Origin of the sequence: Kitasatospora sp. NPDC057738, assembly GCF_042798815.1 — a bacterium.
Lineage (GTDB): Bacteria > Actinomycetota > Actinomycetes > Streptomycetales > Streptomycetaceae > Kitasatospora > Kitasatospora lactacystinica.
Genome location: NZ_JBHVJT010000066.1, coordinates 17078 through 32478 on the forward strand (window position 1 = coordinate 17078; position 15401 = coordinate 32478).

At 74.6% G+C, this 15401-nt stretch carries 13 protein-coding genes; 2 read left to right on the top strand and 11 right to left on the bottom strand.

The window, feature by feature from the left end; translation table 11 throughout:
* Position 1: 1 nt before the first annotated feature.
* The 9 genes from ACFVGO_RS29665 to ACFVGO_RS29705 form a co-directional block, all read right to left on the bottom strand.
* Positions 2–730: an alpha/beta fold hydrolase gene (locus tag ACFVGO_RS29665; protein WP_380635082.1), complete on the bottom strand. Its 729-nt coding sequence runs from the start codon at positions 728–730 to the stop codon at positions 2–4.
* Between the two features lie 202 nt (positions 731–932).
* Positions 933–2048, bottom strand: a complete 1116-nt coding sequence (locus ACFVGO_RS29670; protein WP_359910298.1) for a YncE family protein — start codon at positions 2046–2048, stop codon at positions 933–935.
* A 106-nt stretch (positions 2049–2154) separates the two neighbouring features.
* Positions 2155–3021, bottom strand: coding sequence for an alpha/beta hydrolase (locus tag ACFVGO_RS29675; protein WP_359910301.1), 867 nt, complete (start codon positions 3019–3021; stop codon positions 2155–2157).
* A gap of 19 nt (positions 3022–3040) precedes the next feature.
* Positions 3041–4186, bottom strand: coding sequence for a glycosyltransferase family 4 protein (locus tag ACFVGO_RS29680; RefSeq protein ID WP_380635110.1), 1146 nt, complete (start codon positions 4184–4186; stop codon positions 3041–3043).
* Between the two features lie 62 nt (positions 4187–4248).
* On the bottom strand, positions 4249–5328 hold the full coding sequence (locus tag ACFVGO_RS29685; RefSeq protein ID WP_380352763.1) for a fatty acid desaturase family protein: 1080 nt from the start codon (positions 5326–5328) through the stop codon (positions 4249–4251).
* A 257-nt stretch (positions 5329–5585) separates the two neighbouring features.
* Entirely contained in the window at positions 5586–6926 is a 1341-nt protein-coding gene (locus ACFVGO_RS29690) for a cytochrome P450 (RefSeq protein WP_380635085.1), read from the bottom strand.
* A 207-nt stretch (positions 6927–7133) separates the two neighbouring features.
* The gene (locus ACFVGO_RS29695; RefSeq protein ID WP_380352766.1) at positions 7134–7439 is read right to left on the bottom strand and encodes a GNAT family N-acetyltransferase; all 306 of its coding nucleotides are present in this window, start codon (positions 7437–7439) and stop codon (positions 7134–7136) included.
* A gap of 114 nt (positions 7440–7553) precedes the next feature.
* Entirely contained in the window at positions 7554–8906 is a 1353-nt protein-coding gene (locus ACFVGO_RS29700; protein WP_380352768.1) for a cytochrome P450, read from the bottom strand.
* Positions 8906–9916, bottom strand: coding sequence for a hypothetical protein (locus tag ACFVGO_RS29705; protein ID WP_380352770.1), 1011 nt, complete (start codon positions 9914–9916; stop codon positions 8906–8908). The genes ACFVGO_RS29700 and ACFVGO_RS29705 overlap by 1 nt, the downstream gene beginning before the upstream one ends.
* Before the next feature lie 611 nt (positions 9917–10527).
* Between ACFVGO_RS29705 and ACFVGO_RS29710 the strand changes: the two genes are divergently transcribed.
* Both ACFVGO_RS29710 and ACFVGO_RS29715 read left to right on the top strand, forming a co-directional pair.
* Positions 10528–11547, top strand: a complete 1020-nt coding sequence (locus ACFVGO_RS29710; protein ID WP_380352772.1) for a hypothetical protein — start codon at positions 10528–10530, stop codon at positions 11545–11547.
* Between the two features lie 42 nt (positions 11548–11589).
* A complete protein-coding gene (locus tag ACFVGO_RS29715) occupies positions 11590–12585 on the top strand; it encodes a TauD/TfdA family dioxygenase (RefSeq protein ID WP_380352773.1) in 996 nt (331 codons plus the stop codon).
* Positions 12586–12715: 130 nt separating this feature from the next.
* Here the strand turns inward: ACFVGO_RS29715 and ACFVGO_RS29720 are convergent, their stop codons facing one another.
* Positions 12716–14530: an amidohydrolase gene (locus ACFVGO_RS29720; RefSeq protein WP_380635089.1), complete on the bottom strand. Its 1815-nt coding sequence runs from the start codon at positions 14528–14530 to the stop codon at positions 12716–12718.
* Positions 14531–14992: 462 nt separating this feature from the next.
* Positions 14993–15220 (bottom strand): hypothetical protein, encoded by a 228-nt coding sequence (locus ACFVGO_RS29725; protein WP_359907425.1) that lies wholly within the window; start codon positions 15218–15220, stop codon positions 14993–14995.
* Positions 15221–15401 lie beyond the last annotated feature (181 nt).

Consider the following 15401-nt stretch of genomic DNA (forward strand, 5'->3'; position numbering starts at 1 on the left):
TCTACGGGGCGGCGAGGAAGTTCTCGACCGCGGCGGCGTAGGTTACCGGGTGCGAGAAGCGGAACATGTGGCCGGTGCGCGGCAGCACGACCTCCCGGGCGTCGGGGATGCCCGCGAGCATGACCTTCGAAGCGTTCTCGCCGATCAGCACGTCGTGCGAGGGGGTCAGGATCAGGGTCGGGACCTGGATCCGGTCGAGCACGTCGACGTAGTCGGCCGTGAAGACCGCCGACACGCGCGCACCGAAGGAGGCGGCCGGGGTGTTGGCGAGGAAAAGTTCGCGGCTGCGCGCCTCGCTCCAGGGCACCTGGCCCTCGCCGTCGAACGGGGAGGCGAGGCGGTGGGCGTGGAACCGCAGCGTCAGCTGCCGGTAGAGCGGGCCGGGCGCCTTGCCCATCGCCTGGGCCAGTGCCTTCATGGGCTTCGAGTCGATCGGGTTGGCCGCGAATCCGCCGGACAGGACCAGGGCGCGCAGGCCCTGCGGCCGGCGGGTGGCGAGGGCGAGCGCGATGTTCGCGCCGAACGAGTCGCCGACCAGTACGTAGTCGTCGAGGTCGGCGATCGCGGTCTCGACGTGGTCGGCGTAGCGCTCGATGCTGTCGACGCCCTCGGGCAGGCGCAGCGTGCGCTTGGGCGCCTCGCCGTAGGGGGCGAGCTGTTCGGCGCTCCACGGGGCGCCGGAGAAGCAGGGGATGAAGACGAGGGTCGGATTCTTCGCTGCAGTGTTCATGGAGAATATATTACACGACACATGTGTCGCGTCATATGTTGGCGAGCGAGGCGCGGAGGCCCGGCAGCGCCGAGTGGTGCCCGGCGGCTCGTGTCGCCCTCGGACCACTCCGCGCAAAGGCGACGGCGGGGCGGGGCCGGGTGTCCGGACCTCCGCCCCGCCGTCGCTGCGGGGTGGTGCTGGGCGTGGTGGGCGGGCTCGGTCAGTAACCGACGATCTGCAGGCCGGAGTTGACGGTGAGGTAGAAGGTGTGGGCGTCGGGCCCGAGGGCCAGGCCGGTCACCCAGTTGAGGCCGGTGATGCCCTCGGCCGGGACGAGGGTGTTGGTCGCGGTGTCCAGGGCGAGGACCGAGGCCTTGCCGTCGCTGCTGGTGAGGTCCTGCTGGACCATGTACAGCCGGGTGCCGTCCGCGCCCACCGACGGGTTCTGCAGCCACTGGCCCGGGGAGATGTCCAGGGTGGAGAGGGCGTCCGTGGCGAGGTCGACGGCGTAGCCGGTGCCGTCGTTCCCCACGCCGTAGAGCCGGGTGCCGTCCGGGGAGAGGGCCAGGCTCGGGACGGAGCCGATCGGGGCGGCGATGGCACCGGCGACGGTCGGGGTCCCGGTGCCGGTGTCCAGGCGGACCAGGTTCTCGTCGGTGGCGGCGTAGGCGGCGTCACCGGCCGGAGGCGTGACGATCGAGCCCAGGTAGCGGCCGGGGACCGGCACGGCGGCGGTGAAGCCCTGCTGCTGCGGGGAGAAGGAAAGGACCCGGGCGCTCGGCTCGGCCGGGCGGTGGTAGCGGGCCGGTCCGTCCTGGCCGACGTAGACCCTGGCGCCGTCCGCGCTGACCGCCAGCGAGGTGAGCGCCCCGGGGAGGGTCCCGTCGGGGCGCGGCTGGTCCGGTGCCTCCGTGCTGGAGACCACGGTGTCGGTGGCCGTGTCGATGGCGCCCAGGCTGGACAGCGGTGCCTTGCGGGCGGTCGAGAAGAGCACGTAGACGCGCGAGCCGTCGGGGCTGACGGCCAGCGGTCCCGGACCGGCCCCGAGCCCGGTGGACAGCGTGACCACCGCGGTGATCGCCCCGCTCTGGGTGTCGACCACCTTCACCTTGGCGCCGTTGATGCTGTCCTTCACCGCGACGTACGCCTTGCGCCCGTCCGGGCCGACCGCCACCGAGGCGGGTGACGAGTCCAGCTCGACGGTCCGCGGGACCCCCGGGACCGGCTCGCCGGACGTGCCGGTGACGGCGCCGGCGGAGCCGGACCCGGCGAGCAGCAGTGCCGCGCCCGCCGCCAGAGAACCTAACCAACGAGCCTTCGACAAAAGTGAGTTCATGTGACCCTCCCCTTCGGACACCGCGGGTCCCCGCGATGGAAGGCAAAGGCTACGGGACGTACGCGTACGGGGTGCGGCTTCAGGATGCGGGGCCGGGGCGGGCGGTTCACCCGCCAGGCGTGCGACGGGGCTCCGCGAGCAGGGCGCGGAAGGCCGTGGCCACCGCGCCGGGGTGTTCCTGCATGGCGACGTGGCCGACGCCGGGCAGGGTGAGGAGCCGGGCGTCGCGGAAGGCGGCGTAGGCCCGGGCCGCCGAACGGAAGGGGACGAGGCGGTCCTCGCGGCCGTAGACGAGCAGGGTGGGGGCGGTGACCCGGTGGGCCTGGTGCCAGGCCGAGGCCTCGCCGGCGGGGCGCAGGTGGGATCGGACGACAGCGCGCACGCCCTGCGCCAACATCTGCTGGGCGTAAGGGAGTTCGGCGCGGCGCAGGCGTTCGCGCGCCTCCGTCGCCCGCTGTTCGGCGTCGACGCGGGACGGGTCGGCGTAGATCAGGCCGTAGAGGTCGTCGAGCTGCCGGTCGGGGCTCCGGGCGGACAGCAGCCGGGCGTACAGGCGGTGAGCGCCCGGCAGGCCCAGCAGGGAGATCCGCAGGGCCTGGGGCGGCGGGAGGGCGGGCAGGACCGGCGAGACCAGGGTCAGGGTGGAGACCAGCTCCGGGCGGTGGGCGGCGAGGTGGAGGGCGGTCAGGCCGCCGAGGGAGTTGCCGACCAGGTGGACGCGGCGGTGCCCGGTGCGGTCGAGGTGGCGGGCGACGGCCGCGGCCTGGCGCCGGACGGTGACGAGGCCGTCGGGCGGGGGAGCGGAGCGGCCGAAGCCCGGGAGGTCGAGGGCCAGGCAGTGCACCGACGGCCGGAGGCGCTCGATCAGGGCGGCCCAGTTGTGGGTCCAGCCGCCCAGCCCGTGCAGGAAAACGGCGGTCTCGGCGTCCGGGCGGGCGCCGGGTGCGTACTCGGCGGCGAGCGGTCGGCTCATGACGGTTCGCTCCCCGCTCTCACGCGCGCCGTGCCGCGGAGGACTCCGCCACCGCGAGCCGGTAGTGGTCGAGGAGCCGGTCGCCGACCGCCTCCCAGCTGCGTTCCGCCACCGAGGCCCGGCCGGCCAGGCCGAGCGTTCGGCGCAGTTCCGCGTCGCGGGCGAGCCGCTCCACCGCCTCCCGGAAGCCCCCGGCCGCGCCGGGCGGCACGAGGAAGCCGGTGCGTCCGGGGAGGACGATGTCGAGCGGTCCGCCGGCCGCCGGGGCGACGACGGGCAGGCCGCTGGCCATCGCCTCCTGGAGGGTCTGGCCGAAGGTCTCGAACGGCCCGGGGTGGGCGAACACGTCGAACGAGGCGTAGAGCCGGGCGAGTTCGTGCCCGGTGCGGCGGCCCAGGAAGAGCGCGTCGGGCAGTGCCGCACCCAGCCGGGCGCGGCACGGGCCGTCGCCGACCACCACCAGCCGTACGCCCGGGAGCCGGGACGTCTCGGCCAGCCGCTCGACCTGCTTCTCCGGTGCCAGCCGCCCGACGTAGCCGACCAGCACCTCACCGGGCCGGCCGAGGTGGCGGCGCAGGGCCTCGTCCCGGTGGCCGGGATGGAAGCGCACGCAGTCGACGCCGCGCGGCCACAGGTGGACCCGGGGGATCCCGTGGGCCGTCAGGACGTCGAACGAGGCCCTGGACGGCGCCAGGGTCCGCGCGGCCGCCGTGTGGATGTGCCGCAGCCGGCGCCAGGCCAGCCGGGCTCCGGCCGCGCCTGCGAAGGGCAGGTAGGTCCGGGCGTAGGCGGCGAGGTCGGTCTGGTAGACGGCGACGGCGGGGACGCCCGCGCGCCCGGCCGCCGCCGCGCCGGCGGCCCCGAGCGCGAACGGGCTCGCCAGGTGGACCACGTGCGGGCGGTGCCGTTCGACGGCGTCGGCCACCCGGCGCCCGGGGAGAGCGATCCGCACCTCGGGGTAGCCGGGCAGCGGGACCGACGGGACGCGGACCACCCGGTAGCCGTACGCCGCCCCGCAGTCCTCGTTCTCGCGCCGCTGCGCCGCCGGTGCCACCACCAGCGGGACGTGCCCCCGGGCGAGGAGGTGCTCGGCGGTGCGGAGCACGCTGTGGGCCACGCCGTTGAGCTGCGGGGCGAAGGACTCGGCGACGATCACCACCCGCAGCGGCCCGTCGTCGTCGGCCGGGCCGTCCGTGGCGGGCGCCGCCCGCCCGGGCAGGACCCCGCTCACCGGGCGGCCTCCGCGGCCGGTGCGGTCTCCGCCGCCACGGCCTCGGGGCGGGCCGGGACGGACCGGCCGACCGCGCGCAGGTCCCGGAGGATCTCCCGGAAGCAGGCGGTCAGTCCCGCCTCGGCGTACGGCACGCCGATCTCCGCGCAGTACGCGCGCACGATGCGCGAGGCCGGGCGCAGCGCCGGCACCGGCATGGCCGGGAAGAGGTGGTGCTCGATCTGGTGGCCGAGCCCGCCGAAGAGGAAGTGGACGAACCGGCCGGCCCGCAGATTGCGGGAGGGCAGCACCTGCCGCCGGAGGAAGTCGGTGCGCTGCGCGCCGGGGCCGGTCAACGGCATGCCCTTGTGGTTGGGGGCGAAGATGCAGCCCAGGTAGACGCCGAGCAGCGCCCCGAACAGCGCGGTGAAGGCGAGCGCCTGGAGCGGAGCGAGCACGAGGACGGTCAGGGCCGCCGCGAGGACGTAGTGCAGTGCGGCGAGGGTGCGTTCCAGGACGGGGTGGCGGACGGTGCCACGGGTGAGGGTCAGGCCGGTGGCGACGAGCAGGCCGAGCGCCTGGAGGGAGAGCAGCGGGAAGAACAGCTCCGCCTGGTACCGGGCCATGAGGCGTCGCAACCCCCGTGCCCGGTCGGCCTGTTCGGCGGTTCTGGCGAAGAGGATGGCATCGGCGGCCGGGTCGCGGCCCTCGTGGTTCGGGTGGGCGTGGTGCCGGTTGTGGTCGTCGACCCACCAGCCGTAGCTCATGCCGACCACCAGGTTCCCCAGCACGATGCCCACCAGGTCGGTCGTCCGGCGGTCGGCGAACACCGCGCGGTGCGCGACGTCATGGCCGAGCAGCGCCAACTGGCCCAGTACGAGGGCGAACAGCGGCGCGAGGCCGAGCTGCCACCAGCTCGCGCCGAGCGCGACGAACCAGGCGAGAAGCCCCGCCAGCGCGGCGAACAGCCCCACGCTCCGGCACGCGTAGTAGAGCGGGCGCCGACGCAGCAGACCGGCCCCGGCCACGCGCCGGTACAGCTCGGCGAATTCGCCGCGCCGGGCGGTCCCGGCACTCGGAGTGTCCTGAACGGTCATGCCACCAATCCGGTCTCGGGCCGCCACGGCCGGCCGTCGCCGCGCGGCGTGCCCCGGGCAGGGGAGCCCTGAGACTTCCTTACTCCACCGGCCGCTGTCCCGCGCCGCCGGTGAACGCAACCTGATCGAGTGGGTGGCGGGCACGGGTTGACGGTCCGCTGTTCACGGGTCGAGAACCCGTACGGAACGCTGCCGGGGGAGAAGGACCGCCCCTGACTGCTGCCGTCGGCTACCCGCTACCGGCTACTGGTTGCCGACTACCGGCTGAGCATGCGCAGCCGCAGCCGGTGCGGCCGCAGCACCGTGGCCAGCCGCACGGGGCGGGCGTCGGCCGGCCCGGGCGCCGCGACCGGCTGCCAGCGGCCCAGCACGGTGGCCAGCGCGATCGCCGCCTCGGCGCGCGCGTAGTCGGCGCCGACGCACTGCCGCGGCCCGTTGGCGAAGCCGGCGAAGGCCCAGCGCGGCAGAGCGGCGGCCCGCTCGGGCAGCCAGCGGTCCGGATCGAAACGGGCGGGTTCCGCGAAGATCGACGGGTTGTGGTGGGCCACGTAGGAGCTGAGCAGCACCTGGCTGCCACGCGGCAGGGTGCGCCCTCCCAGGTCGGTCTCGCGGGTACAGGTGCGCGACAGCACCCAGCCGGGGGGATGGAGACGCAGCGCCTCGGTCAGTACCCGGGCCGTGCGGGGCAGGAACGGCAGGTCGGCCCACTCGGCCGGGCGGCCGCCCGGCAGCACCGCGTCGAGTTCCGCTCGCAGGGTGCCCAGCACCTGCGGATGCATCGTCAGTAGGCCAAGTGTCCAGGAGAGTTGGGAGGCGGTGGTCTCCGAGCCGGCCAGGAGCAGCGTGACCACCTGGTCGTGCAGCTCGGTGTCGGAGAGCGTGGAGCCGTCCTCGTCCCGGGCCGCCAGCAGCCCGGCCAGCAGATCGGTGTGCCCGGTACCGTCGGCCCGGCGGTCGCGTACGAGCTCGGCCACCGTCCGCCGCAGGGTGCGCACCGCCGCGTGGTGGCCGGGGCCCGCGGGCAGCATCAGCACCCGCCGCAACGCGCCGGCCAACGCGGTCCCGAAGGCGTGCTGCAGACGGTCGGCCAGCGCGTCCGGCGCCTCGGTGCCCAACAGGCTGCGCGCCACCACCCGCAGGGTGAACCGGTAGCACGCGGGAAAGACCTCGACCACCTCGCCGTCCCGCCAGGAGGCGGCCAGCTGCGCCGCCTCGCGGGTCATCACGGTGGCGTACCCGGCCAGCCGCTCGGGCCGGAACTCCGGCTGCAGCAGCCGCCGTTGGCGTCGATGGTCGGCGTGCGCACAGGTGGCCAGCCCGTTGCCGAGGACCCGGCGGAAGCGCTGGTGGACCGCTCCGTCCTTGTCGAAGGTCCGGTCGTCCGCGTAGACCTGCCGCAGCAGTTCCGGGTGGCAGGGCACCACCATCCGGTTCGGTCCCAGCCGGACCTCCATCAGGTCGCCGTACCGGGACAGCCGCCCCAGGAACCCCGTCGGATCCCGCACCAGTGCGGGCAGGTGCCCGAGCACCGGCAGCGCCCCGGGCAGAGTCGCGTGGGAGTACGTCGTGGGTGCGGGATCCTGGGCGGACGAGGACACCGGATCAGCATAGGTCCGCAACCGGGCGGAGGGGCGGTTCGGCGCGGCGCCGCGGCGGCCCGGGGTTCGGGTTCCCCGCACCCCGGGCGGGGCCGCGCGACGGGTCCGACCGCCCTGCCCGGGGACGGCCCGGACGGCGGACTCTCCGCCGGGGACGGGCCGTTGCCCCGGGGGGCGGTCACGCCTGCGCGCCTTCGGCTTCGGGGTTCAGAGGCCGAACCGGGCGCGGTGGGTGGCGGGGACGAGATCGGCGTACTCGGGGTGCTTGGTGATCCAGCCGCGGATGAAGGGGCAGTAGGGCAGGACGGCGAGCTGCTGGTCGCGTGCGGCGTCCAGGGCGGCGCGGGCCAGCCGGCTGCCGAGGCCGCGGCCTTCGAAGCGGGGGTCGATCTCGGTGTGGATGAAGGCGATCTCGTTGCCGGAGCGGTGGTACTCGGCGAAGCCGGCGAGTTCGCCGTCGTCCTGGATCTCGAACCGGGACTTCTCGGTGTTGTCGGTGACGGACTGCTCCATGGTTCCTCCTCGTGCGGTCGGATTGCCGGGTCGGCATCCCTGACTATAGTTGAATAATAAACATTTGTCGCGGTCGACACGCGGCGGGGTGACGACTTCGGTGCGCCCGGCCGCTCACCGCGGTTCGGCGACGAGCAACGGGCCGCGCGGGCGGACAGTGGCGGCCGTGGCGCTCTCCCGGACGGGGGCGGCCGTCGCCGTCCGGAGCCGCAGGCGGGCGAGGACGGTAGCGGCGATGACGAGCATCTCGGCCCGGGCGAAGGACTCGCCGACGCACTTGTGGCGGCCGGCGCCGAAGGGGATGAACAGCCCGGGGCGGGCAGGGTTTCCTGGGCGGCGCCAGCGCTCGGGATCGAATCGCAACGGGTCGGGGTGGAGTTGCGGGGAGCGGTGCAGGGCGGCCGGGCTGAAGAGGATCTCTGCCCCCGGGGCCAGGAGGGCGCCGCCGCAGTGGAGCGGCGCCACCGCCCGGCGCATCAGGATCCAGTTGGGGGTGTGGAGCCGGAGGGTCTCGCTGATCGCGTGCCCGGTGCGTTCCAGGCGCGGCAGGTCCTCCAGGGATACGGCGCCGTCGCCGGCGACGGCGCGCACCTCCTCGCTCAGCTCGTCCTGCAGGTCCTGGCGCCGGGCGAGTTCGTGGAAGAGCCAGGCGAGCGTGGTAGCGGTCGTCTCGGTGCCGGCCAGGAGCAGCGAGACCGCCTCGTCCCGGACCTGGACCGGTGCCATGGCGAGTCCGGTCTCCTCGTCGCGGGTGGTCAGCAGCAGCGACAGCAGCGTGTCGTCCCGGCCCTGATGCCGGAGGGCGGCCCGGGCGACGATCTCGTCCACGACGGTGCGCAGGTCCCGGACCGCGGTGTCGAAGCGCCGGTTGGCCGGTACGGGCAGCTTCTCCAGCAGCGGCGACGGGTAGAGCGCCCGCTGGACGAATCCGGTGAGGACCACGGGCACGGCCCGGTCGATCCGGGCCTTCTGGGCGTCGCTCAGGCGGGCGGCGAACAGCGCCTCGACCACGATGTCCCGGGCGAGATCGTGCATCCGGTGCTCGATCGGCGCCGCCCGCCCGGGCTCCCAGCGGGACACCGCGGCCGCGGCCAGTCGCGTGGTCAGGGCGGCGTACCGGCGGATGCCGTCGCGGTGGAAGGCGGGCTGGACCAGGCGCCGCTGGCGGAGGTGGAACGCGCCCTCGGAGATGAACAAACCGTTGCCCAGCACGCCGCGGGCCTTGTCGAAGACGAAGCCCTTCTCGGTCTTCGCGGCGTCCTCGACGAGCAGCCGGTGCACCAGCTCCGGTTCGGTGAGGACGTGAACCGGCCTGCGCCACAGGTGGATCCGCACCACCGGGCCGTGGTCGGCCAGCGACTGGAGGAAGGGCAGGGGGTCGGTCAGCAGTGGGAGCAGGTGTCCGAGCAGGGGCAGGCGGCCCGGCGCGCACGGCACCGCGAGGTTCGGGGCGTCGTCCTCGCGCATCAGGGCCTCGCCGTGGGGGCGGGCACGTCGAACCGGGAGCTGCCGCGGGACCAGTCGATGTGTCCGCGCAGCCACAGCCCCAGGCTCCGGGCGTACGCGGAGGCCGCGTCGCCGCCGTTCGCGTGGACGGTTCGGCTCAGCCCGATGAACGCGCGCATCTCGGCGTCACGCATGGCGACGGCAGACCGTCGGGCCTCGGCCGGAGAACAGTGGTGGTGGCGGGCCAGGACCTCGACCAGGTTGTGGCGGCCCTGGCCGCCCGCGGTCTCCTTGGCGTGGGAGTACAGGTCGTTGTCCCAGCTCACCAGGTTCGCCGTGAGGTCCCTGAGCCTGCGCAGCGAAGGGCCGTCCGCCTCCGCGGCCGGGACTTCGCGGCCGGCCGCGAAGTCGACCAGGGCGAGGCAGGTGTACGTGGCTCCGGCGTGCCTGCGCATGGCCACGTACTCGGACAGGCCCGGCACCGTGCCCGCCTCGCGGTTGGCGGCCTCCCACACCTGCGCGGAGAGGTACTCGCGGACCGTGCACTCCCACCGGAACAGCTGTGACGGTGAGGCCTGCGCGGCGACCCGGTCCCGGATCTCCCGCAGGGCCGTCGCGTAGGCGCCGGCCGGTCCGGACGGCCGGCCGCCGAAGACCTCCTCGCCGGGCGGCTCGGGGTCGATCACCCGGGCGAGGAGAGCGGTCGTGCGGGCCAACGGCCCGGGGTGGTGGCCGTGTTCGCGGTCCTCGCAGTACCCGTCGTCGAAGGCGAAGAGCCAGACGTACCAGTCGGACAGCAGACGGAGCATCTCGGCGGAGACCTCGGGGTTGGTCCGTGCGGCCAGGTGACCGCTGCGCTGGCGCCCGATCCCGTCGGACTGCCGCAGGCGCCCGTCCAGCAGCCGGTGGCGCGCCAGCCAGGCCAGGCTCTGCCGGTCGGCCTGTTCGGCGTGGGGGTTCGTCAGGGAGGGGAAGGGGCACCACAAGTCGTCCGGGGTGCTGTGCGGTCGCCCGTCGCGGAGATCGGTCATCGCTGTGCCGGCCCTCGTCTGGTTGGGGTCGCGGCCGGAGTTCGGTGCCCCGCGACGATCGCGTGGGGTCGCCCGGCCTGCGCGGGAGGCCGAAACTATTCCGGATCGGGGTGGGGTGGTGGACTGTGCGCGCATCCGTGGTTGCCTCCCGGCGCACGGCCGGCCGGCCCTTCCGGTCCAGAGCGCCCCGGCGTACTCGCGGCTGCCGGTCCCGCCGGTCGTGGTGGGCCTTCATGCGGCCAGGGACGGGACGCTGCCCCGGATCGTTCCCGGTGCTGCTGGCCGGACGTGACGATCAGGGGTGTGTTGGCGCGGTACGCCGCCGCCAGGTTGCCCATGGCGCTGCCGGTTCCGGTGGTGAGGACGGCACCGCACGGGCGGCGCACCGGCACGGGCCCGGACCGACGGGGCACCGCCGGAAGGGCGGCCGCGGTCCCGCGGCCGCCCCGGGGCCGGAACCGTGTCGCCGACCAGGGTTTCGTGTGGCGTGTTCCTGGCGAAATATTTCCACCATGGGCTTATCGCCGGTCGCCGGTCATCCTCCTGTCGCTGTCTTCCGTGAGCCCCGAGGCGGGCGGCCCGTCCCGGCGCTGGGTGCGCGGGTCGCCGCCGTGGCGAGGCGGGCCGCGCGGGTGCTGGCCGGGGTGGCGACCCATGCCGGGCCCGTCGAACGGACCGCCACGCTGCGGCAGGCCGCCGCGGCGGCAGGCGAGTCGGTGGCCGCGCTGGCGGCTCTGGCTCCGGCCGTGGCGGGTGAGGACGTGCCGGCGGAGTCGACCAGTCAGTCGTACTTCCGGGTGCGTGAGGTGGAGCTGTCGGATCAGCAGGCTGCCCTGCACGGGCTGCTGGTCGTCCACCGCGGCCTGGAGGACCTCTGCGAGGCTCCGCTGTCGGGTGCCGACCTGGCGCTGGAGGTGGCCGGGATGCGGCGGTCGGTGCTCGACCTCACCGGCGTGGCGCCGGGCGCCGACCACGACCCCGTCCCGCCGGTGGTCGTTCCCGAGCCCGGTGCGCGGCCGTCGCCGGAGAGCGCGTGGAGCGCGCGGTGGCTCGTCGGGCACCAGGTCCATGTCCTGTTCAACGTCTGCGCCGCGGTCGCCGTGGCCGACGCCACCCGCCACCTGCGGCACGGTGACGGCGATGCCGCCCTGGGGCGGCTGGCGGACGCGACGGAGTACGTGCGCGGCTTCCCCGCGGCCATGAACCACGCCGGCACGATCCCGGCCGACCACTACATGGCGGCGATCCGCCGGACCATGGAGCCGCCGTCGACGGACATCCCGCTCAGCGGGCGCCAGCACCGCGGGTACAGGCTGTTCCGGACGGCGATGAAGGACCTGTTGTCGGCGATCCCCGACTCCTACGAGCAACTGGCGGCCCGCGCGCCCGAGTTGGCCGAGGCGCGGGGCGCGCTCCTGGAAGCCGACCTCGTGGACGCCGAACGGCACGTCACCCTCGCGTACTCGCTGGTGCACCTGCGCCGTTCCATCGCCCAGCGGCCCGAGGGCCCCGACAACGCCGTCGCCGAACTACGGCTCATGCGCCACCGCCGCGCGGCCCAGTACGCCCCCCTGATCCGCTTCGGGGACCACTACATCGCGGACGCCGTGGCCGGCCTGCGCCACTCGTGAGCCCGGCCGTCCACCGTCCGCACTCCCGGCAGGAGAGACCCGATGCCCGGCACCCCGCACCACACCGCCCTCGCCGCGGACTGGAACCTGGATCCGGCCGATGCCGACGCGTGCCGGCGCCTGGCCCGCTCCCTGTCCGCCGGTGGGCAGGACCGGGTCGACAGCCCCGAGTGGGTGGCCCGGGCCCGGGACGCCTGGGACGAGCTCCCGCTGCCGCTGCGCCGTGCGGTGCGCCGGTTCCGCAGGAGCTCCGGCCCGCACGGCACCCTGGTGATCGGCGGCCTGCCCGTCGACGAGGCGGCCCTGCCCCCGACACCGGCCGTGCCCGGCTCGGTCCAGCGCCGGGCCACCGTCCCCGCCGCGCTGCTCACCATGGTGGCCTGCGGGCTCGGCGAGCCGCTCGCCTACCTGGCCGAGAAGTCCGGCGCTCTCGTGCAGGACGTGGTGCCCGTGCCCGGGCAGGAGGCCTTCCACGGCAACGCCGGATCGGTGCCGCTGTCCTTCCACACCGAGAACGGCTTCCACCCCCACCCGCCGGACTACGTGGTCTTCCTGTGCCTGCGCGCCGACCACGACCGGATGGCCGGGATGCGCGTCGCCGGCATCCGCCAGGCGCTGCCGCTGCTCACCCGGGCCGACCGGGAGGCCCTGTTCGCACCGGAGTTCATCACCACGCCACCGCCCTCCTTCGGCCCGGACGCCGCGAGCGGAGCCGGAGCCGAACCCCGGCCGGTGCTGTTCGGCGCATCGGAGGACCCCGACATCCGCATGGCCCAGCTCGTCACCACCCCGCTCACCCCTCGGGCCACCGCCGCGCTGGCCGAGTTCGGCCGGGCCTGCGAGGAGACCGCCCGCACCCTGCGCCTGGCCCCCGGTGACCTGGTCGTCGTCGACAACCGCGTCACCGTCCACGGCCGTACCGCGTTCCGGCCCCGCTACGACGGGGCGGACCGCTGGCTGCAACGCACCTACGTCGCCGTCGACCTGCGCCGCTCCCGGGATCACCGTCCCCAGGACGGCCAGGTACTCGCCCGCTGACCGGCCCGGAGCGGCGGCCGGCCCGGTGCCGGACCGAGCCCCGCCCGTCGCGAGCGTGTCGGCGATCGACGGCGCGCCCGTTGCCGCCCCCGGGCCCGCAGGTCCGGGGGCGGCGGCGCGGGATGCGCCGTCAGCAGCAGCCGTGCCACTGGTAGTCGGTGGGGATTTCGAGCCCGGCAACGGGGTCGTCGGCGTTCGCGTCGCTGTTCGCGTCGGCGACGGAGTGGATGGTGGTGCCCTTCTTGATGGTCTCGGCGACCTTGATGTCCTTGATCTCCTCCGGCGGGACCGTCAGCGGGTTCGCGGAGAGGATCACCAGGTCGGCGAGCTTGCCGACCTCGATGCTGCCCTTGCGGTCCTGTTCGAAGTACTGGTGGGCGGCGTTGATGGTGATGGACTTGACCGCGTCGAGGGCCGACACGCACTGCTCGGGGCCGAGGACGACCTGGTCGGTGCGGGTGCGGCGGGTGACCTGGCTGGAGAGGATGGCGATCGAGTTGGGCAGGGCGACCGGGGCGTCGTGGTGCGAGGTGTAGATCATCCCCCGGTCCACGGCCCAGCGGGCGGGGGAGATGGTGGCGGCCCGCTCCGGCCCGAGGACGGTCTTGCGGTACCAGTCGCCCCAGTAGTACGTGTGCATGGAGAAGAAGGACGGGATGATGCCCAGGCGGTCGAAGGCCTCGATCTGCTCCTCGCGGGCGGTCTGGGCGTGGATCGCCACCGTCCGCCGGTCGCCGGAGTCGGCCTCCCCGGCGGCGGTGCCGACCGCCTCGATGAACTGGTCGATCGCGGCGTCCCCGTTGACGTGGGCGAGCACCTGCCAGCCCTTGGCGTACGCGGTGCGCACCTGGTCGAGCACGACCTCGGGGTCCTCGATGGTGGGGTAGCCGCGGTAGCCCTCGGGGGTGCCGTCCGGCCGCTCCTCGTAGGGCTCGGTGAGCCAGGCCGTGCGGCCCTGCGGGGATCCGTCCAGGTACATCTTCACGCCGGCCGCGCGCACACCCCGGTGGTACTCCTGGCTCGCGCCGACCGGGTCCGGCTCCGGTGCGGCCGTCGCCTCGTCGGCCCGCGCGTAGGCGACGACGTCGATCTTGAACGGCACAACGGCGGCGGCGTCCCGCAGGGCCTTCAGGTTCTTCAGCGTGGCGCCGCCCTCCTGGACGGTCGTGAAGCCGAAGCTCGCGGCCGACGCCACGCCCTTGCTGAAGAGGGCGGCCAGTGCGGTCAGCGGCAGCCCTTCGGTGGCCTTTTCGGAGGCCGGGCTGAAGGCCGTCTCCTCCAGGACGCCGTTGGGCTCGCCGTACGGCCGGGCCACGGGGCCGGGCCGGCGGCGGATGACGCCGCCGTCCGGGTCCGCGCTGGCCTTGGTGTAGCCCAGCTCCCGCAGGCCGCGGCTGTTCACCGCCCCGAGGTGGAAGGACTGGTGGATGGCCAGCACCGGCCGGGTGGTGGACACCTTGTCGAGGTCCTCGCGGGTGGGGTGCCGGCCCTCGGCGAGCATGGCGTCGTCGTAGCCGAACCCGATGATCCACTGGGAGAAGGCGCCCACCGGGGTCTTCGCCCACGCGCGCAGCTTCTCCTGGAGCGAGGCGATGTCGGTGACGTCGCCGTCGGGATCGGCCAGCAGGTTGGCGAGGGTGGCCTGCAGGCCGATGCCGCCCAGGTGCCCGTGGGCGTCGATGAACCCGGGCAGCAGGGCGCGGCCGGCGAGGTCGCGCACCTGTGTTCGCGGCCCCTGCCAGCGGTCGACGGCCTCCCGGTGGTCACCCACGTGGACGATGACACCGTCCTTGACGGCCACCGCCTCGGGGCCGGGAGCGGACTCCTGGGCATCGGCGGCGACCGTCACGATCTCCCCGCCGTGGAAGATGACATCGGCCTCGTCGTACGGTGCCGCGGCCCGGGCACCGCCGTCGTCCGTCGTCCCTGCCGGCTGACCGCTCATTCCGGTTCCCTCCTGTTACCGCTGGCTACTCCTGGTGCTCACCTGCCTACCCATGGCAACCGGATCGCGAACCCGGCTCCTGCCGCGGCCGGGTCCATGGGCGAGCGGCCGGCAGGAGGGGCGAGGCCGACCGGGGGCCGCAGGGGGGATGACGAGTGGGTGGCGCCGGGCGCGTGAAAACGGGAGCGGCGCCGGCGTGGAGGAGGGGGAGGAGGTTCCGGCCCCGGGCGACCCGGTGGCCGTCGCCACCGGCATGCGGTCGGTGACGACGGTGACGACGGTGATGCGGGGGCGGGCCGGCGGGCGCGCGCGTACGGGGCCGTGCCGGAGTCCCGGCACGGCCCGACGGATCGGCCCCCGCGGTGTGCACAGTGGCGGCCCGGAGACCGGGCACCGTCGGCTGCGCCGTCGGGGTCCGGACCGCACCCCGGGGCGGTGACGGCATCGCCGCCGGTGTGTCGGTCAGAGGGTGTACATGGCGGCGTACGGCGGGGTGATCCGCTCCTGTCGGGTGCCGAAGTCGACGAGGACCGCGGGGTAGGCCCCGTCCTCCACCGCGATGACGCGGCCGAGACCGTACTTGTCGTGGCTGATGCGGTCGCCGACCGCGAAGTGTTTGGGCGGTGCTTCGGGCCGGGGCTTGAAGGGACTGGTGGGCAGAGGGCGTCGGACTGCCGGTGATTTCGTCATCCTGGTCAGTATGCTCCGAAAATCGAGGGAACGGGCCGTCCCGGCGGGGGTGAATCCGTTGCCGGTCATCCTCGGGGCGGCCCGTCCTCCCGGCGTGGCGAAAGTCGCGACCGGGCCGGGGCGGGGCGGGGCGCCCCCAATCTCCCCGTGGCAACCGGTTGTTGCGGTCCCCCTGGGGGTG